The 17,482-nt window shown below is 66.9% G+C and carries 14 protein-coding genes; 2 read left to right on the top strand and 12 right to left on the bottom strand.

Annotation, left to right across the window (positions count from 1 at the left end):
• From QNJ67_05090 to QNJ67_05060, 7 genes are all read right to left on the bottom strand, one after another.
• On the bottom strand, window positions 1-548 hold a 548-nt coding region (locus QNJ67_05090), incomplete at its 3' end, for an FIST N-terminal domain-containing protein (protein MDJ0608331.1).
• Between the two features lie 42 nt (window positions 549-590).
• Window positions 591-1,331: a response regulator transcription factor gene (locus QNJ67_05085; protein MDJ0608330.1), complete on the bottom strand. Its 741-nt coding sequence runs from the start codon at window positions 1,329-1,331 to the stop codon at window positions 591-593.
• Window positions 1,332-1,634: 303 nt separating this feature from the next.
• Complete coding sequence (locus QNJ67_05080) at window positions 1,635-3,401, bottom strand: PQQ-dependent methanol/ethanol family dehydrogenase (GenBank protein ID MDJ0608329.1); 1,767 nt, start codon at window positions 3,399-3,401, stop codon at window positions 1,635-1,637.
• Window positions 3,402-3,587: 186 nt separating this feature from the next.
• Window positions 3,588-4,121, bottom strand: coding sequence for a hypothetical protein (locus QNJ67_05075; GenBank protein ID MDJ0608328.1), 534 nt, complete (start codon window positions 4,119-4,121; stop codon window positions 3,588-3,590).
• 106 nt (window positions 4,122-4,227) lie between these two features.
• Window positions 4,228-4,671, bottom strand: coding sequence for a hypothetical protein (locus tag QNJ67_05070; protein ID MDJ0608327.1), 444 nt, complete (start codon window positions 4,669-4,671; stop codon window positions 4,228-4,230).
• Window positions 4,672-4,700: 29 nt separating this feature from the next.
• A complete protein-coding gene (locus tag QNJ67_05065; protein MDJ0608326.1) occupies window positions 4,701-5,675 on the bottom strand; it encodes a YVTN family beta-propeller repeat protein in 975 nt (324 codons plus the stop codon).
• Window positions 5,672-6,847, bottom strand: a complete 1,176-nt coding sequence (locus QNJ67_05060) for an ABC transporter substrate-binding protein (GenBank protein ID MDJ0608325.1) — start codon at window positions 6,845-6,847, stop codon at window positions 5,672-5,674. Before QNJ67_05060 ends, QNJ67_05065 begins: the two co-directional genes overlap by 4 nt.
• Before the next feature lie 175 nt (window positions 6,848-7,022).
• Between QNJ67_05060 and pedF the strand changes: the two genes are divergently transcribed.
• On the top strand, window positions 7,023-7,724 hold the full coding sequence (gene pedF, locus QNJ67_05055) for a cytochrome c-550 PedF (protein ID MDJ0608324.1): 702 nt from the start codon (window positions 7,023-7,025) through the stop codon (window positions 7,722-7,724).
• A complete protein-coding gene (locus QNJ67_05050; GenBank protein ID MDJ0608323.1) occupies window positions 7,725-8,627 on the top strand; it encodes a transporter substrate-binding domain-containing protein in 903 nt (300 codons plus the stop codon).
• Here the strand turns inward: QNJ67_05050 and QNJ67_05045 are convergent.
• From QNJ67_05045 to QNJ67_05025, 5 genes are all read right to left on the bottom strand, one after another.
• Window positions 8,601-9,569 carry an FAD:protein FMN transferase gene (locus tag QNJ67_05045; GenBank protein ID MDJ0608322.1) on the bottom strand — a complete coding sequence of 323 codons (969 nt, stop codon included), beginning with the start codon at window positions 9,567-9,569 and terminating at the stop codon, window positions 8,601-8,603. The two genes, QNJ67_05050 and QNJ67_05045, sit on opposite strands and share 27 nt — an antisense overlap.
• Complete coding sequence (locus QNJ67_05040) at window positions 9,566-11,563, bottom strand: 4Fe-4S binding protein (protein MDJ0608321.1); 1,998 nt, start codon at window positions 11,561-11,563, stop codon at window positions 9,566-9,568. The genes QNJ67_05045 and QNJ67_05040 overlap by 4 nt, the downstream gene beginning before the upstream one ends.
• A gap of 306 nt (window positions 11,564-11,869) precedes the next feature.
• Complete coding sequence (locus tag QNJ67_05035; GenBank protein MDJ0608320.1) at window positions 11,870-13,036, bottom strand: response regulator; 1,167 nt, start codon at window positions 13,034-13,036, stop codon at window positions 11,870-11,872.
• The gene (locus QNJ67_05030; GenBank protein ID MDJ0608319.1) at window positions 13,036-16,338 is read right to left on the bottom strand and encodes a response regulator; all 3,303 of its coding nucleotides are present in this window, start codon (window positions 16,336-16,338) and stop codon (window positions 13,036-13,038) included. The genes QNJ67_05035 and QNJ67_05030 overlap by 1 nt, the downstream gene beginning before the upstream one ends.
• Window positions 16,339-16,346: 8 nt before the next feature.
• Complete coding sequence (locus QNJ67_05025) at window positions 16,347-17,441, bottom strand: ABC transporter substrate binding protein (protein MDJ0608318.1); 1,095 nt, start codon at window positions 17,439-17,441, stop codon at window positions 16,347-16,349.
• Window positions 17,442-17,482: the final 41 nt, after the last annotated feature.

Raw genomic sequence — 17,482 nt, 5'->3', positions numbered from 1 at the left:
TCGAAGCTGAGGCCGTCGCCGGCCGAGCCGCCGAAGAAGGGCGTCAGGCCGAACGCGGGCCCCAGGGCCCAGGCCAGCTGGTCCTCGCGCAGCGACATGCCGTCGATCAGGAGAAAGCCGAACTCCTCGGACCAGTCCGGCGCTTCGCGCGCCAGGCTGCCGCGGAGCCGCACCGCGCCGGCCACGATGTCCTGCTGGCCGAGGTCGCCCAGCCGCTCGACGAAGAGGGTGCCGGCGCGGAAGTTCTCGGCCGGCAACCCGACCGCCACGATCTCGTCCGCGGTATAGCCCTGTTCAGCGATCTCGCCAGCGGTCGTGCAGCCGATGACCGGGACCTCGCCGAAGGTCTCTGCCGTCAGCCGGGCCACCCGCTCCAGGTCCGCGCTGGGGGAGACGAAGAGGATTACGAGAGCGAGAGTCTCGGTCCCGATCTGCTCGGCCAGACTCGCGAAGGCCCGGTCGAGATCCTCGACCGGCGCGTGGCCGCTGCGCACCAGATCGGCGGCCTTCCCCAAGACCGGGGCCGGCGCCGGGGCCCGACCGTCCATCGGGCGTCCTCCCAGAAGGTTCCTCTTTCTTGGGAGGGAAGACTAATCAAACCCGGCGCGGTCCAGCAAGATGCTCGAGAAGCGGGCGCTCTGCGCCATCATCGCCGCCTGGGTGCGGCTCTGGACGCCGAGCTTGCGCAGGATCGCGGTGATGTGGGCCTTGACGGTGGTCTCGGCGATGTTGAGGTCGTAGGCGATCTGCTTGTTGAGCTTGCCCGCGCAGACCGACTGCAGGATCTTCATCTGCTGCGGCGTCAGGTCCGAGAGGCGGCGCAGCGCCTCCTCCTCGTCCGAGCCAGCCTCGTCGCCCTCGTCACCCGGAATGTAGTCGTCGGGCAGGTAGGTCCGGCCCTGCCAGATCTCCGAGAAGGCCTCGCGGAACACGTCGCGCTGGCTGTGCTTCGGCACGAAGCCCGCGGCGCCGGCGCGGATCGCCGAGGCGATGATGCGCGGCTCGGAGAGCGACGAGACCACGATGATCGGGATGTCGCGCGCGACCCTCTTGAGACGGATCAGGCCGTCCAGGCCCTCGACGTCGGGCAGGGTGAGGTCGAGCAGGATCGCGTCGGGGGCCGGGTCCCGGGAGAGCCGCTCGAGGGCGCCTTCCAGCCGGTCGGCCGTGTCGATCTGGTGCACGTTCAGCACCGACTTCAGGGTCAGCGAGAGGGCCTCGCAGAACAGCGGGTGGTCGTCGACGATCAGCGCCGTTGACAGGGATATGGGAACCAGGGACTTCTCGGCCAGGGTCATGGCGGGCGCCCGCGGCAGTTTTTCCAAGCTCATTGTGGGGCCAGCCTACCCCAAAGCCGGCGCCCGGCCTATTGGACCTATGGACAATACCCCGGGGCAGGGCCGGCGGCTCCAAGAGGCTGCGGAAAGAGTGCTCAGTCGGGACCATCACCCTTCGACAAGCTTAGGGTGAGGGCGATTTGTATCAAACACTTACCCTCATCCGCGCGTAGCGCCGGGCCTACGCCCCCTCGTCGAAGGATGACCGTGGTCAAGGACTCAGAGAGTCTTCAGCAACCGAAAGAAAACGGCGCGCCCCGGGAGGGGCGCGCCGCGAAGCCGGAACGGGAGGCCCGCTTAGTTGGCCGCGGCCAGCGAGCGCGGCACCTTGAAGACCCAGAGCAAGCCACCCTGGTTCAGGTAGTTGACCTTCTTGGCGACTTCGCCGCCCCAGAGCGGCACCGCGCCGCCCCAGCCCGAGATCACCGAGACGTACTGCTCGCCGTCCATGTCCCAGGTCACCGGCTGGCCGACGATGCCGGAGCCGGTCTGGAACGACCAGAGCTCCTCGCCGGTCTCGTCGTCGAAGGCCTTCAGGTGCCCCTCGGGCGTGCCGGTGAAGACCAGGCCACCGGCCGTGGTCATGACGCCGGCCCAGAGCGGGGCGTTGTTCTTGTACTCCCACTTGACCTCGCCGGTCGTCGGGTCGATCGCCTTGAGCGAGCCGATGTAGTCCTCGAACAGCGGCTTGATCGTGAAGCCGGCGCCGAGGTAGGCCGCGCCCTTCTTGTAGGTGATCGGCTCGTTCCAGATGTCCATGCCCCACTCGTTCGACGGGACGTAGAACAGGCCGGTCTTCTGGCTGAACGCCATGGGCATCCAGTTCTTGCCGCCCAGGAACGACGGCACCGCGAAGACGGTTTCGCCCTTCTGGCCGTCGGCCGCGGCGGCCGGGTCGCTCGGCCGGTTCTCCTCGACGAAGATCGGGCGGCCGTTCTTGTCGATGCCCTTGGCCCAGCTGATGTCCTTGACGAAGGGATGGGCGGTGACGAAGGCGCCGTCTTCCCGGTTCAGGACATAGAAGAAGCCGTTGCGGTCGGCCGTGGCGTAGCGCTTGTTGCCGTCGCGGTCGACATAAGGCACGACCTCGTTGACGCCGTCGAAATCCCAGCCCTCGCGCGGCGTGGTCTGGTAGTGCCACTTGATCTCGCCGTTGGCCGGGTCGATGCCGATCCGCGAGGCGGCGTAGAGGTTGTCGCCCGAGTTGTCCGCCTTGGGTTCCCCGGCACCGCGCAGGTGGCTGTTCCAGGGGGCGGGATTGCCGGCGCCGAAGACCAGGGTGTCGGTGTCGGCGTCGTAGGTGCCGCCCAGCCAGGTGGCGCCGCCGCCGGTCTTCCAGAGATCGCCCGGCCAAGTCGCGTTCAACTTGCCGGTCATGGTGGATTCCTGGCCCTTGTAGGTGCCCATGTGCCCCTCGATCACGGGGCGGTTCCACACCAGCTCGCCGGTCTCGGCGTCACGGGCCTGCACCGCGCCGACGATGCCGAACTCGCCGCCGGAGTTGCCGGTGATCACCAGGCCGTTCACGATCACCGGCGCCGCGGTATAGGAATAGCCCGCCTTGTAGCTGGCGATCTTCTTGCGCCAGACGACGTCGCCGGTCTTCCGGTCCAAGGCGACGATGCGGGCGTCCAGGGTACCGAAGTAGATCTTGTCGCCGTAGAGCGCCGCGCCGCGGTTGACCACGTCGCAGCAGGGAAGGATGCCTTCCGGCAGGCGCGCGTCGTACTGCCAGATCTCCTCGCCGGTCTTGACGTCGATGGCGAAGAGCCGGGAATAGGAGCCGGTGATGTACATGACCCCGTCGTAGATCAGCGGCTGGGTCTCCTGGCCGCGCTGCTTCTCGCCGCCGAGGGAGAAGGCCCAGACCGGCGACAGGTGCTTGACGTTGCCCTTGTTGATCTTGTCCAGCGGGCTGTAGCGCTGCTGATGGCGGCCCATGCCGTTGGTCACGATCTGGTTCGTGACGGTCTGGTCGTTGCGCAGGTCCTCTTCGGTGATCTGCGCCTGGACGGGCGCGGTCACCAGAAGACCGACGCCGAGCGCGAGCAGGAACCGCTTCATTCTCATCCTCCCAATTCCGTGCGTTCCATCGACCCCGGCAGCCTCCACGGATACCGGTACGATTAGACTATCGCGACTCCCACGGGAAGCAAACCGGCACCTTGGTCGTAGGCCCGATGGGCGGGGGTCGTAGACCCGGGGGGTGGGTCGCAGGCCCGGGAATGTGGCGTTTCCGCGGCCCGGCGCTCAGTAGAGCAGGTCGTACTTCCAGCTGTCGGCGTCGGGCGTGACCTCCTCCAGGTCGTAGTCAGCCGCCTGCAGGCGCTTGGCGACCTCGAGCCCCTCGGCCGCGGCCTCGTCGACGTAGCGCCGGCCCAGCTCGGGGTCGTAGGCCACGCCGCGGCCGCGCAGCAGGTCCAGGCCGTAGTTGAACTTGCCGACCGGATCGCCGGCTTCGGCCGCCCGCCGGTCCCAGGCCGCCGCCGCCGCGGGATCCTCCGGGGCGCCCAGCCCGTTGTCGTCGAGCTGGGACATCCAGGTCATGGCGCCGGTGTAGCCGGCCTCGGCGCAGCGTTCCAGCAGCAGCCGCGCCTCCGCGTGGCGGCCTGCCTTGGTGATGTGATAGCCGTGGGCGCAGTTGACCATCCCGACCTCGCCGCGCAGCACCTTTGCGATCGCGCTGTCGAGCGACATCTCGTCGGGATTGAGGGTGCCGCCTTCGTCCGCCCAGGCCGCGGCCGGCAGGAGCAGGAGAAAAAACGCGGCCGCCTTGCGGATCATGCCAACCTTCCCGCCTCTCGGTGGTGCCCGAAGGTCTTAGCAGAATCCTCCGGCCCGGTCGACGTCCGCGGGAAGGAGGCCCCGCCGCGTGGTCATTGGCCCGCCGCTATTGGATCGTGATCTCGACCCGCTGGCTCTCGCCGGTGGAGCCCGGGATCTTCAGCACGTAGCGCCCCGGCTTGATCGCGACGAAGGCGATCTCCATGACGCCGGCGTCGTCGAACTCGACGCTGTCCAGGCCGAGCGGCCGCACCTCCAGCCCGTTGATCACGACCTCGTCGATCCAGATGGCGCGGAAGAACTCGGGTCCGACCAGGGCCAGCTCGGCCGAGCCGTCGGCCTCGATCTCCAGCTCGTAGTAGGTGCCCGACTTCAGGGTGATCGGCCCCTTGGCGAGCGGCTCGCCCGAGGCCAGCTTCAGGCCGGGCATCTCGCCCCGGTTGGTCTTCGACAGCAGGCCTGCGAAGCCCAGCTCGTGGGCCCCGAGGTCCGGCGCCGCGGGCAGCAGCAGCCCCAGCGCCACGATCAAGCCGAGAAATCCTCTGGTCATTTTCCTGCCTCTCCTGTTGGGTGTTCTGGTTACGGGCGGGCGGCGGCGCCCCAGGGGAACCTGCCGACCTTGATCGTCTTGATCGCCTTCAGATCGTCGACGTCGATCACCGTCACGTCGCCCGAGACGCCGTTGGTGGTGAAGAGCAGCTTGTGGTCGGGCGAGAAGGCCATGTGCCAGACGCGGCGGCCGACCAGGATGTACTTCTCGACCTCGTAGGTCTCGGCGTTGACCACGGCGACGTGGTTCGAGGGCCCCAGGGCGACGAAGGCCCGCTTCTCGTCGGGCGTGAACTCGAAGCCGACGGGCTGCACCCGGTCGGGCCGCATGCCGCTGACCTCGAAGCCGATCTCGGCGACCTTCGACTGGTCGCTCACCTTGAAGACCGTGATCGTCCCGCCGATCTCCGAGCTGACCCAAAGCTCCTGGCCGTCCTTGACGAACTCGGCGTGCCGGGGCCGCGACGCCACCAGAGTGTTGGCGAAGAGCTTGTTCGTCTCGGTGTCGATCCAGTGCGCCATGTTGGTGGTCTCGGAGGTGGTGATGGCGATCTTGCCGTCGGGCGAGACGGCCATGCCCTCCGGCTCGATGCCGACGTTGATCTGGGCCACCACCTTCCGGGTCTCGGTGTCGACCACCGTGGTCACGGCGTCGTCCTCGTTGGCGATATAGAGCCGGCGGTCGTCCGGGTGCAGCACGAACTGCTCGGGGTCCTCGCCCGACGGCAGCTCGTGCAGGATCTTGCCGGTCTCCGGGTCCATCACCTGCACGGCGTCGCTGTCCGAGGCGCAGATGTAGAGGCGGCTAAAGTCCTTCGAGAAGGTGATGCCGCGCGGCCGCTCGCCGGTCGGGATGGTGCGCACGACCTCCAGGCTCTCCACGTCGATCACGCTGATCGTGTCGTCCTTCTCGTTGCTCACCCAGATCTCCGCGGCCGAGGCCGGCAGCGCCAGGGTCCCAATCATCAGGGCCTTGGCCAGCACGGCCGCCACAAGGGGTCTCATTGGCTTTCATCCTCCGCAAAGGCGCGACACGCGCTCTGGGGTTTGTCGAGACCGAGGCTGTCCATCTCGGTCCGCTGGTGCAGGAAACCTTCGATCGGCGCGACCGCGGCCACCGCCCGGCCGTGGACCAGGGGAAGTGGCTGGCGCAGCTGCCCGTTCCATGTCCGGTAGGACATCGGGCGGCCCTTCTGCCCGGCGAGGCCGAAGTCCTTGGAGAGGATGAAGGCGCGCAGGCCAGCGGGGTCGTTGCCGCCGGTCCGGGTGACCGCCTCGCCCACGCTGCGCAGCGCCGCCCAGGCCGCATAGTCCTCCGAGCGCATCGGGCGACCGGCCAGGTCGCGGAAGCGGTTCTGCAGCTGAGCGGCGCCCCATTGCTCGACCACCGGCGACCAGGTTACCGGCTTGAGGCCCTCGGACCCGGCCACGGGCCGGGGCAGGGCCGTGTTGAACAGGAAGTAGCGGCCGAAGTCCCCCGCCTCGTCTGTGATCACCAGGAGATCGTGGTCGGCCAGGGGCTGCGTGAAGAGCGGCACCTCCTGGGCGGCGTTGCGGCGGATGTCGGCGCCGATGTCCCAGGGCGCTTCGTCGACGACCTTCAGGCCGAACTTCCTGGCGGACGACCTGAGGGCTTCGGCGAAGTGGCGATCGGCCGGCTGCGGGCCCTCGACCAGCGCCCAATCGGTCCAGCGCCGCTTCTTCATGAACTGCGCCAGCGCGTCGGCGCGCATGCCGTAGCTGGCGATGGCGTGCAGCACGTTGGACCGGCAGTCCCGGTCTCTCAGCCGGTCTTCCGGCGCTGACACGTTGAAGATCAGGGCGGAGGCGGCCTCGGGCAGGTCGGCGACGGCGAGCAGGGTTTCCGCAGGCGCGTTGACCACCAGGATGCGGCTCCCGGCCAGCGCGGCGCGGGCCGCCGCCGCCACGTCGCCCGACGGCGGCACCACAGTCGTCTCCAGCGCGTAGACGTGTCCGAGGAAACCGCCGGTCGTGGCGTTGTCGGCCAGGCCCAGCCGGGCGCCGGCCAGGGCGAGGTCGGCCGGCACCGGATCCAGGTTCGAGAGCGTCGGCGGCCGCTCGACCTGGTGTTCCAGGTAGGTCACGGTCACCGGGACCTCGGCCCGGGCCGCGGCCGCGCCGGCCAAAAGAAGCAGTGTGAGCAGTCCGATCCGCATTTCGCCCCCGTAGTTCGGCGCCAATACTAGTGCCCCGGCCCCGGCCGCTATATGCGACCAAAGTCGCATCTATTGCCTATTCGATAGGTCCAAAGTCTAATATCCCGGAAACGAAGCACCGTGGTAAGGGACAGTCAAACATGCCTGGAAACCACGATTGCTCTGGAGGACGACCATGGCCACCCCGACAACCAAGAGACTGCGCCACGCCATTGCCCTGCTCGTGGGATCGATGGCCTTCTCCTCCCTGGTCTACGCCCATGGCGAGGTCGCGCCGCAGCCGGTCAACACCGACGCCTTGCCGGACATCGGCGAGGAGCTGGAGGAGAACCCCTATCGGGATGCCGACAAGGAGGTCTGGCTGAAGGCCGTCGAGATCGGCGCCTCGGGCTATAATCAGAACTGCGCGCGCTGTCACGGTCTGGGCGCGGTGTCCGGCGGCTTGGCGCCCGACCTCCGTTACCTCGAGGCCGACATGGACGGCGACGAGTGGTACATGGAGCGGTTCCTGAACGGCTACACCCAGGGCGGCGTCACCAAGATGCCGGCCTTCGGCGAGCTGCTCGGCGAGAAGGCCGCGTGGGCGATCCGGACCTACGTCGAGACCCGGCCCGACGAGGGCGCCCTCGACCCCTTCAACGATCGCCTGAAGCAGATCCGCGATCAGCTCGGCACGATGAACGGCGGCGCCGACGCCGCGACCGTCGAGGAACTGCGTACGGAACTGCTCGGCATCGCGGGCCTGATCGAGACCGGGTCGGGGGCGCCGATCGCCGATTCCGTCGCCTCCCAGGCGGCCCTGCTGCTGGACGGCACGCCACACGGCTTCAAGTCGGCCGCCGACGTCCTGACCGTCGGTCTGTCCGCGGCGAAGTAGATGCGGGGCGGGGCGCTTGCATGCGCGATTGCGCTTGTTTGCCTCCTAGCGCCCACCGATGCGGCTCTGGCCCGGTGCGAAGACCACGTCCCCGGGCCGAAGCCGCAGAACGCCAGCCGAGACATCGTCGGCCAGTCCCTGGATGAGATCGTCGAGCGCGGTTACATCGAGTTCGCCGTCTACGAGGAGTTCCCGCCCTATTCCTGGCGTGACGGCGGCAAGGCGAAGGGCGTCGATATCGACCTGGGCCGGTTGGTGGCGGAGTTCCTTGGCGTCGAGGCGCGCTTCCGCTTCGTCGCGGCGGCCGAGAACGTCGACGGCGACCTCAGGAACTACGTTTGGAAGGGTCCGCTGATCGGTGGCCGGGTCAGCAACATCATGCTCCACGTCCCCTACAACGACGACCTGGCCTGCCGAAACGAGCAGGTCGTCCTGACCGGGCAATACTTCAACGAGAAGATCGCCATCGCCTATCGGCGGGACGCCTACCCCGACGGCGACGCGCCGACTCCGGCCTACTTCCGCTTCGACAAGGTCGGCGTCGAGAACGACTCGATCGCCGACTTCTATCTCTCGTCCTTCGCCGGCGGACAGCTCCAGCCCAACATCCGGCGCTTCCCGACAACGGCCGAGGCCATGGTCGCCCTGGCGCAGGGCGAGGTCCAGGCGGTCATGGGGCGCAAGACCCAGCTCGATTTCGGCCTGACCGCCGAGCTCGCGGTCCACGCGCCGCCGCTCCCGGGCTTCGCGGTCGGCGAATGGACCCTGGGCGTCGCCGTCCGCCACAACTACCGCCCGCTCGCCTACAGCGTCGACGACGCCATCCGGGCGGCGGTCGACGACGGCCGACTGGCGGCCATCTTCGACGCGCACGGACTAAGCTTCACCCCGCCCGACTGGTAGGCCCCTTTCCCTGACCGTCCCGTCTTCCGCCACCAGGAGGGCGCGGGTCAGGCCGGGCACCTCCGCGAGGATGCCGCGGACCGCCGGCTCCTCGATCATGGTGAAGGCGGTGGAATAGCCGTCCGCCTGGGCCGCCGTCGCGGCCTCGACGCTGACGGTCGACCAGCGGGCCCGGCGCGTCGGCTCCCGCGGGCTCAGGATGTGGGCGATCTCGCCCGCCTTCAGCCAGAGCGCCGCGGGGCTCGAGGTCGCAATGGCGCCGCGGGTCAAGGGGCGCACCGCGACGAGGCCGAGGGCCGGGTCCTCGACGCCGATCCGCCAGACACCGCCGCCGGCACGGAACTCGCCGACGTTCACCAGGGTGTGGAAAAAGCCCTCGCGGTGTAGCGCCTCGCTCACCCGGTCGGTCGCGAAGCCCTGGGCGATCCCGTTGAAGGTGAGCGCCATCCCGGATCGCTCGAGGCGGACGGCGGACTCGTCGAACCCGACCGCCTCCCAGCCGACCAGGGCCGTCGCGTGCCGGAGCGCTGCGGGATCAGGCGCGCCGCCGCTCGCCGCCAGCAGGCGCCACAGCGGCTGAACGCTCGGGTCGAAGGCGCCGCCGGTCGCCCGCACGACGGCATCGGCCTGCCGCAGCAGGTCGAGGAAGGCCGCGTCGGGCCGGTCGAGACGCCCGCTCCGGTTCAGGCGCGACAACGCCGAGGCCGGGTCGTAGAGGCTGAAGAGGGACTCCATCCTCCGCAGCACCTCCCGGCTACCTTCGAGGGCCCGCCGGGCCGGCTTCTCCGGTCCGCGCAGGGTGATCTCGACCTCCGCGCCGAGCGCGCGTCCGCGCCATCTGACCGTGGGCTCGGTTGGAGCGCTCGCCGGCAGCGCGGCCGCCGCCAGGACCGAGCCGGCGACCTGGAGAAAGCGCCGACGACCTCGAGTGGGAACGCTCATGCCGCCAACCGCCGCTTCTTCTTGATCCTGAGCACCTCGGGGACGCACTGGCGGACGTCGTTGAAGATCTTGACGCAGTCCAGGCACTGGAAGCACTCGGAGTAGGCGACCCTGCCGCTCTTCTCGATGGCGCCGTACTTGCAGCGCACGCGACAGAGCTGGCAGGGCGAGCCGCATTCGGCGCGCCGCGCGATCCAGTCGCGCCGCCGCAACATCCCGCCGATCGCCATCAGGGCGCCCAGCGGGCAGACGTAGCGGCAGAAGCCCTTGAACAGGAACAGCCCGAGGACCAGCCAGGCCGCGGCGTAGGCCACGTAGTACCACTCGCGCACGAAGAAGACCGTGACCGCCGTCTTGAACGGCTCGATCTCGGAGAAGGTCTTGGTCAGCGCCGGCGGCGCCACGAAGACGGAGAGGATGAGGCCCGCGAGCAGGACGTACTTCAACGCTTTGAGGCGGCGATCCCAGCGCTCGCTCGGCTCGATCTGCCGGAGACCCAGGCGCAGGCCCAGGTGGTGCGCGAACTCCTGCAGCGCGCCGAAGGGACAGAGCCAGCCGCAGAACAGGCCGCGCCCCCAGACGACGAAACTGACGATCGCAACGACCCAGATCAGCAGGGAGAAGGGATCGTAGAGCAGGAAGTTGAAGTCGCCGCCGTTGAGCGCCGCGCGGATCGTTCCCATAACAGTGACGATCGAGAGCTGTCCCTGGCCCCACCAGCCGACGAACACGGTCATCACGGCGAGCACCACGAGGCGGACGTCGATGAATCGCCGAAGGCCCGCCAGGGGGTCCATGCGGAAGGCCAGCATGCCGGTCAGGCCGAGTAGGAAAACGCCGAGGGCGCCCAGGTCGCCGGCCCGGTTGCGCAGCGCCTCGAGCCGGGGATCCAGCACGCCCACCGCCTGCTCCCGAAGGAAGAAGCGCTCGTCGGTCGCATGCGTCGCCGAGAGCGTCGCGGTCCCGGTGTCCGGCTGGAACGAGCCGTGCTCACGCACCGCCAGGACGTGCAGGATCCACTCGCGGGTCGGATCGAAGCCGAGGCGCCGGTCGGTCCGCAGGATCATGGCGGTCCCTTCCGGCGCGTCCTCGGCGACCTCGACGAAGAGATCGGCGTCGCGCAGCGCGACCGGCAGGCCGTCCTGCTCGGCCGACAGCCAGTCCGGGCTGGTGTTGCGCACGAAGGTCTCGGAGACCAGGCCGTGGCGCCCCGCGTCGATCAGCAGGATCGGCTCGTCGCTGCCGGAGATCGCCAGGAACTCCTGGAGCTCCTCGAAGGTATCCGGGTGCAGCGCCGCGCGCGCGATGGCCTTCGGCCCGACATCGACGATCCAGAGGTCCAGGTAGGCTTCCTCCGGCGCCTCCAGGGCTTCGGGATCGTCGTCGGCCCAGCGCGTGCCGGCGAAGGCGGCCTGGACCTCGGCGTTGCTCACCCGCTTGCGGGTCGCCAGGCCCTGCACGACTAGGTCCTCCCAGGTCAGCTCTTCGTCGTGGTCGGGATCGGGCCTGGCCGGCGGTCCCGTGGAGATGCCCTGCATCTTCTCGCGGGCCACCGCGAGGGCGGCCGCCAGCAGGCTCTCGTGGGCGATACGCACGCTCGCGGTGGCCTTGGTCACGCCGTCGAGATAGACCAGCGACGAGGCCTTGTCGGCCGCGCCGTACGGCACGCCGACCACCAAGGTCGACGAGATCGAATGCCCCCGATACTGCTCGAAGAACTTGTGGAACGGCGCCGAGCCGAGGCCGGAGATGAAGATCGGCTCGCTGTGGTCGATCAGCCTGGCCGTGATGATCCGGCCCTCGAGGTCGAGCATGACGAAGACGTTGATCGGCGCGCCGGAAAAGCCGGGCAGAGGGGCGAGCGGTTCCGTCTCGAAGACGTAGCCCGCCAGGGCGCCGCCCGAGTTCAACAGCGACCAGACGCCGCGGTCGTTGACCGGCTCGCCCAGGGAATAGGGCGGCATGACCAGCGCGGCCAGCTCCGCGCGCGACATGGTTGCGTCCGCGCCTGCTCCGTCACGCGCCGCGGCTACCTGCGCGATTGACAGCAGGGTCCCCATCAGGAGTCCGAGCAGGGCGGGCCCTATTCCGGTCCACGGCAAGAGTCTGCACATCCGACAGAACCTAGTGATCGCCCGGCGACGTGGAAGCCATACCAAAGTCGGAGTGAATCTGTCTCGGGCGGGCGATAGGATGCAAGCAGCTAGTTGTCGCCTCTGCGCTTCTGGCGAGAGCTCACAGAGATTGGCGACGCCGAGCCCGCTATCGCCCGGCGATAGGTGTTAGGGCCCCATAGATCTTTAGACAGCTTTCGCGCAGGCTTCCCGATGAACGCGCGGCGGCGGCAGGCGAAGCGTGACGCAGGTGCCTTCGCCGGGCCCGCTCTCGATCTCAAGGCTGCCGCCGTGCAGTTCGATCAGAGACTTGCTGAGCGGCAACCCGAGGCCGGCGCCCGCGTAACGGCGATCGAAGCCGGAATCGATCTGCCTGAAGGGCTCGAGCGCCGTTTCGATCCCGTTGGCATTCATGCCGATGCCGTTGTCCCGCACCCGGATCGCGATGCCGCCGAGCGGCTCGAGCTCGGCGGAGAGCCTGATCTGACCGGTCGCCGGCGTGAACTTGATGGCGTTCGACAGAAGGCTGGAGACGACGCGCCGCAGTTTGAGCTCGTCTCCCGTCACCGTCGGAAGCTGCTCGGTCACGTCGAGAACGAGAGTCAGGCCCGCCTCCTCGAGCCTGCCTTCGACGCCCCGCCGGCAATAGTCGATCAGCTCATGGAGGCTTATCTTTTCTTCCATCAATGAGGCTTCGCCGACTTCCAGCATCGATAGCTCGAGAATGTCGTTGATCATCCCCAGCAGGTGGCCGCCCGCTTCACCGATGTTCTCCGCCGCCTCGATGTACTCCGGATTGTTGACCGGCCCCAGAAGCTCTTTGGCCGCCATCTCGGCAAAACCGATGATGGCGTTGAGCGGCGTCCTCAGCTCGTGGCTCATGTTTGCCAGGAAGTGGGTCTTGGCCTGGTTGGCCAGCTCGGCCTTCTGCTTCGCCGCGCGCAGTTCCAGTTCCTGCCGGCTGGCGCGGAGTATGTAGTTGATCTGGTGACCGAGCAGATCGAAGTTGATCGGCTTGGTCAGAAAGCTTGTGGCGCCGGCGGCGAAGGCCTCGTCGATGGATTTCCCATCCTCCAGGCCGGTCGAAATGACGATCGGCAGATACTGGGTATCCGGCGCCGCCCTGAGCGACCGGCAGACCGAGAAGCCGTCCAAATCTGGCATGATCACGTCGAGTATGACGAGGTCGGGCGTCAGCTCGCGGGCCTTCTCCATGCCTTCCGAGCCGCTCTTGGCTTCTTCGATGTCGAAACCGGCTTCCTCGAGCGTCTCACGCAGAATGATGCGTTGAGCAAGATCATCGTCGACGATCAGGATCAATCGCCTGGTTTCCGGGGTCTCCAAGCTGTCCATCACGCGCTCTTCGCTGCCGTCTCCGCGGTGGGAACCTCGCTCTCGAGAGCGGCCCGGGCCGTGTCAAACTCCTTGCGGACCTGGGCAAGCAGATCGGGAAGCTCGGCGAGAGCGTTTTCCCGGCCCTTGTGCTCCATGGATTTCAGCAGGCCGGCCAGTTTCGCCAGGCCCAGGTTCGCGCTGCTTGTCTTGAGTCCGTGCGCCAGAACCGAGGCGCCGGCGCTGTCCTCGCGCTCGACGGCCGCCGCGAGCTGACCCAACTGGACCGGCGCTTCCGCCAGATAGACACCGGTGAGCTTGGCGAGCAGCTGGCGACCGGTTCTCTCGTCGAAACTGCGAAGCTGGGCGATCACCTCTCTGTCCAGCGAGGGCGTGCTCTGGTCATCCGGGCCGCTCGCGGGCTCCTTGGGCCTCAACTGCGCAAGCGGGGCCCAGCGCGTTAGAACACTGCGGAGCTGTACCTGATTGAAGGGCTTGGACAGGTAGTCGTCCATGCCCGCGGCCAGGCACCGCTCGCGTTCGCCGGCGGTCACGAAGGCCGTGACCGCGATGATCGGAATTCTCACCCTGTCATCCAAGCGGCGCTCTTGCTCGCGAATCTGCCGGGCCGCTTCGTAGCCATCCATCTCGGGCATCTGACAATCCAGGAGGAGCGCGTCGTGGCCACCGTCCGCCCAGGCCTCGACCGCCGCGGTTCCGGTCTCGACGATCGTGACCCCGCATCCGAGATCCTCGAGGAACTCGCGGGCGACCTCCTGGTTCACGTGATTGTCTTCGGCGAGCAGAATCTGCAAACCGAGCGGGGGCTCGGACTGCTGCGCCGGTCCCGCGGCCTCGACCAGCGGGGTCTCGGCGGCCGGCTCCGTCAGATCCAGCGCGATCCGGGCGACATGCCGGCGCAGTTCCGCGGCGCGCACCGGCTTGGTCAGGAAGGCGGAGATCATTTCGTGGTGCCGCCGTTCCTGTTCCGCGTCCCATCCAAGAGAGGTCAGGAGAACGATATCGGTCTCGGCGATCTCTTCGGACGACTTGATGATCCGCGCCAGCTCCAGCCCGCCCAAGCCCGGCATCCGCATGTCGAGCACCGCGATATCGAAGGCGTCGCCGCGATCCGCACCGTCCCGAATCAGGGAAAGGGCCTCTTTGCCGCTCGCGGCTTCGTCGCAACGGCACCCCGAGCTGCAGAGGTATCGGGTCAAGACGGCTCGGTTCGCCGCACTGTCGTCCGCGAGCAGGATCCGCACGCCGGACAGGTCGTAGCCGGTTTCATCGTCCTCGGCCTCGTCTCGGCTGCATTGCCCGAAGGTCGCGGTGAACCAGAACGTCGATCCGCTGCCGGGCTCGCTCTCGACGCCCATCTTCCCGCCCATCATGGTGACCAGCTGGTTGGCGATCGACAAACCCAGACCGGTTCCGCCGTAGCGGTGGGAGATCGAGCTGTCGGCCTGTTCGAAGGCCGCGAAGAGATCGGTCCGCTCGTCGAGATTGATGCCGATGCCGGTATCGCGAACACGAAACAGCAGTGTGATCGCCTCTCCCTCGGTCGCTTCCTGCGCCACGGTGACCTCGACCTCGCCATGCTCGGTGAACTTGATCGAGTTGCCGATCAGGTTCATGAGCACCTGCCGGAGCCGTTGCGGGTCGCCGGAGAGCCACGCGGGCACCTCTTCCCCCAGGGAATAGACGATCTCCAGCGTCTTGCTCTGGGCGGGCTCCGACAGCAGTTCGGCGACGTCGCTGACCAGCTCCTGCAGGTCGAAATCGACCTTGTCGAGCGTCATCTTGCCCGCCTCGATCCGTGAGAAGTCCAGGATGTCGTTGATGATGTTGAGCAGCGTTTCGGCCGAGTGCTGCAGGATCCCGACCAGCCGTTTCTGACGCGGCCCCAGATCGGTGCTTCTCAGCAGGTCGGTCATGCCCAACACCCCGATCATCGGAGTCCGGATCTCGTGGCTCATCTTGGCGAGGAAGCTCGATTTCGCGCGGCTGGCATCCTCGGCGGCTATGCGCGCTCTGGTGATTTCCTCCGCCTGGCGCTTCAGTTTGCCTTCCGCCCGCTTCCTGACCACCACCTCGGTCTCGAGCGATCGTACCGACTGCTCGCGCGAGGCGATGGTTTCGCGCAGCTGTTCCGTCATTCGGTTGAAGCTCTCGACCAGCACCTGGACTTCGCCGGTGGTCTTCATCTCGACCCGGGTCTCGAGGTTGCCGCCGGCCAAGCGGGCCGCGGCGGACGCCAGCTCCACGATGGGATTGGAAAGGTAGCGCGACACGTAGAACGCGACCGCGAACACAACCAGCAAGGAGCCCGCGAGCACCAGGGAGAAGAAGCGGATGGCGGGTGAGAAGTCCTTGACCAGCAGCACAGAGGGTATCGCGACGGCGACCCGCAGAAACGGCTGTCCGGGCGTAATGGCGAAATCCTGGAAGGCCACGATGCCGCTCGGCACTTGGACGATTTCCAGGCTCCCTTGAAAACCGCTCTTCAGGAATTTGGCGGGGTCGAAGGTGACCCTGGCGTTCTCGGGTGATTGCAGCGCCTGTCCGTTCGCATCGAACACCCAGATCGGGTTCTCGTCGAAAAAGGTCACGTCGCGCAGCGCGGCGAGAAAGGGCGCGAGGCTCTTCCGCAGCATGATGACTCCGCCGAAAGTGCCGGTATCCAGGTCGATCTTGGCCAGCCCGGCGACAAAGGAGACCGTGCCGTTTCGGTCGACGAAGGGTCTGCTCACCTTCATCTCCCTGGGCGGCATGAACCACTCCATGTTGCCCGAGGAAAGCAGGACCGGGATCGACTTGAGATGCTTGAAGAGCTGGGCTGAGGCATCGTAGGCCATCGCGTCCAGCAGGCCGGCGGGGTCCGAATCGGCCGTCTCGAAATTGATGCGTTCCCGGCGGCGCGCCTTGCCGACGACCTCTATCATGACGTCGCCGCTCCCGTTCACGAAACTTGCGCCCTGGAAATCGTCGAAATCTTTGAGCAGCCTGAGAAACATCCGCTCCAGTCTCTTCTGCTCGACAATCTGCTCGGCGACCGAGGCTTGCAGATAGTCGTTCAGCGCCGTCGACGCCGCGATCGTGCTCAGGGATCGTTTCAGGGCGCCGATGTACTGATGCGAGAAGATCTGGTGGATCGTGTCGATCTGCTGAGCGATGTTCTCCTTCGTCCGCCGCTCCAAGGAATCGCGGCTGAAGTTGTAGGCCAGGACGATCAGAATGCTGCTCGTGGCGATGTTCACCAGCAGGAAGACGACGAGAATCCGCAGGAAAATCGAGATCCCATTGTTTTCCGCGGTCGCCATCGGAACGACTACCCGCCGAGAGCGATGGCGTCTTCTACGACGATGTCAATGATGTCCATGCGCTCGTCGACGTCGATGCCGAGCATCTTGGCGCGGACCCGATTGATCATCAGAGGCCCGCGCTGCGGCGTGACCGTTCTCATGCGGCTGGGGTTCAGGCCCTGCTCGAGGATGTCGTAGGCCATCTCGAAGGCCTTGTAGCTCTGGTTGAAGCCGGCATCGTTCGCGGTCAGAAGCATGCCTTCCCGGACGAATTGGTCCTCGTGCGACGCCTCCGGCTTGTTGACGTTCTCGAGATACCACTTGCCCACGGCGAGCATGTCGACATGGTTGCCGTCGTCATCCCGGAAGGTGTCGTGGTTCAGGATGAAGAAGGCGTCGACCGTTTCGGCCAGCTCGAGGACCCTTTCCTGGAACTCCGAGTAGGAGTTGGTCACCACGACGTCGACCAGCTGCAAGGGCAGTTTCCCGCTTCTTGCAAGAGCCTGGATCTGCTTGACGTTGGGGCGGGCGGATACCGAATCGCAGGCCAGGATGGCGAAGGTTCTGGCCGACGGCACCATCGCGTTCAGGAACTCCAGGCTCTCCCTGTGATAGCCGTTCTGCCAGACACCGGTCACGTTGTGCCCCGGGTTGTCCATGCTGTCGACCAGCCCATACTTCAGGGGCAGCCCATTGATGCCCCAAAAGACCACGGGCGTTTCGGTGTCGAGCAGCTGGTTGCCGATGTAGTTGGCCGCATTGTCGTCGCCCAGCAGCACGAGATCGGGCTGGAACTCCCGGATTTCCTTCATGATCCTCTGGGTCGCTCTGGCGATGGCAAGCGCGCTGTTTTTACGCTTGGTGTCCATCCATGCTTTTCTGACAATCGCCTTGGAGCTCTCGACCCCATCGTGCTCGGCGAAGTCCCGGACCTGCTGCTCGTTGTCCAGGTAGCCGTAGTTGAGCATCGCCTCGCTCAGGCCCTTCTGGGTCGATTGCGACCAGAGGTACTCCTTGTGATAGCTGCTCACCACGAAGATCCGCTTCTTGTCGGCCGCGGAGGCTGACCCCGCGACACCGAAGACGAAGAACAGCGCCACGACCAAGTGCAACGTTCTCATCGTCTACTCCGCAAAAACTTGCCACGTCTCGTGAATCGGCA

It is taken from the genome of Kiloniellales bacterium (assembly GCA_030064845.1).
Taxonomy (GTDB): Bacteria; Pseudomonadota; Alphaproteobacteria; order Kiloniellales; family JAKSDN01; genus JASJEC01.
Note: the sequence above shows the minus strand (reverse complement) of the source record. Positions and strands in the feature narration are given on the sequence as shown.

What these genes read in the sequence shown, in the direction of transcription:
- pedF (MDJ0608324.1), top strand. Translation starts at nt 7,023, where the DNA reads ATGGCCACCCCGACAACCAAGAGACTGCGCCACGCCATTGCCCTGCTC.
- QNJ67_05060 (MDJ0608325.1), bottom strand. Translation starts at nt 6,847, where the DNA reads ATGCGGATCGGACTGCTCACACTGCTTCTTTTGGCCGGCGCGGCCGCG.
- QNJ67_05080 (MDJ0608329.1), bottom strand. Translation starts at nt 3,401, where the DNA reads ATGAAGCGGTTCCTGCTCGCGCTCGGCGTCGGTCTTCTGGTGACCGCG.
- QNJ67_05030 (MDJ0608319.1), bottom strand. Translation starts at nt 16,338, where the DNA reads ATGGCGACCGCGGAAAACAATGGGATCTCGATTTTCCTGCGGATTCTC.
- QNJ67_05035 (MDJ0608320.1), bottom strand. Translation starts at nt 13,036, where the DNA reads ATGGACAGCTTGGAGACCCCGGAAACCAGGCGATTGATCCTGATCGTC.
- QNJ67_05025 (MDJ0608318.1), bottom strand. Translation starts at nt 17,441, where the DNA reads ATGAGAACGTTGCACTTGGTCGTGGCGCTGTTCTTCGTCTTCGGTGTC.
- QNJ67_05070 (MDJ0608327.1), bottom strand. Translation starts at nt 4,671, where the DNA reads ATGACCAGAGGATTTCTCGGCTTGATCGTGGCGCTGGGGCTGCTGCTG.
- QNJ67_05075 (MDJ0608328.1), bottom strand. Translation starts at nt 4,121, where the DNA reads ATGATCCGCAAGGCGGCCGCGTTTTTTCTCCTGCTCCTGCCGGCCGCG.
- QNJ67_05050 (MDJ0608323.1), top strand. Translation starts at nt 7,725, where the DNA reads ATGCGGGGCGGGGCGCTTGCATGCGCGATTGCGCTTGTTTGCCTCCTA.
- QNJ67_05045 (MDJ0608322.1), bottom strand. Translation starts at nt 9,569, where the DNA reads ATGAGCGTTCCCACTCGAGGTCGTCGGCGCTTTCTCCAGGTCGCCGGC.
- QNJ67_05040 (MDJ0608321.1), bottom strand. Translation starts at nt 11,563, where the DNA reads ATGTCGCGCGCGGAGCTGGCCGCGCTGGTCATGCCGCCCTATTCCCTG.
- QNJ67_05065 (MDJ0608326.1), bottom strand. Translation starts at nt 5,675, where the DNA reads ATGAGACCCCTTGTGGCGGCCGTGCTGGCCAAGGCCCTGATGATTGGG.
- QNJ67_05085 (MDJ0608330.1), bottom strand. Translation starts at nt 1,331, where the DNA reads ATGAGCTTGGAAAAACTGCCGCGGGCGCCCGCCATGACCCTGGCCGAG.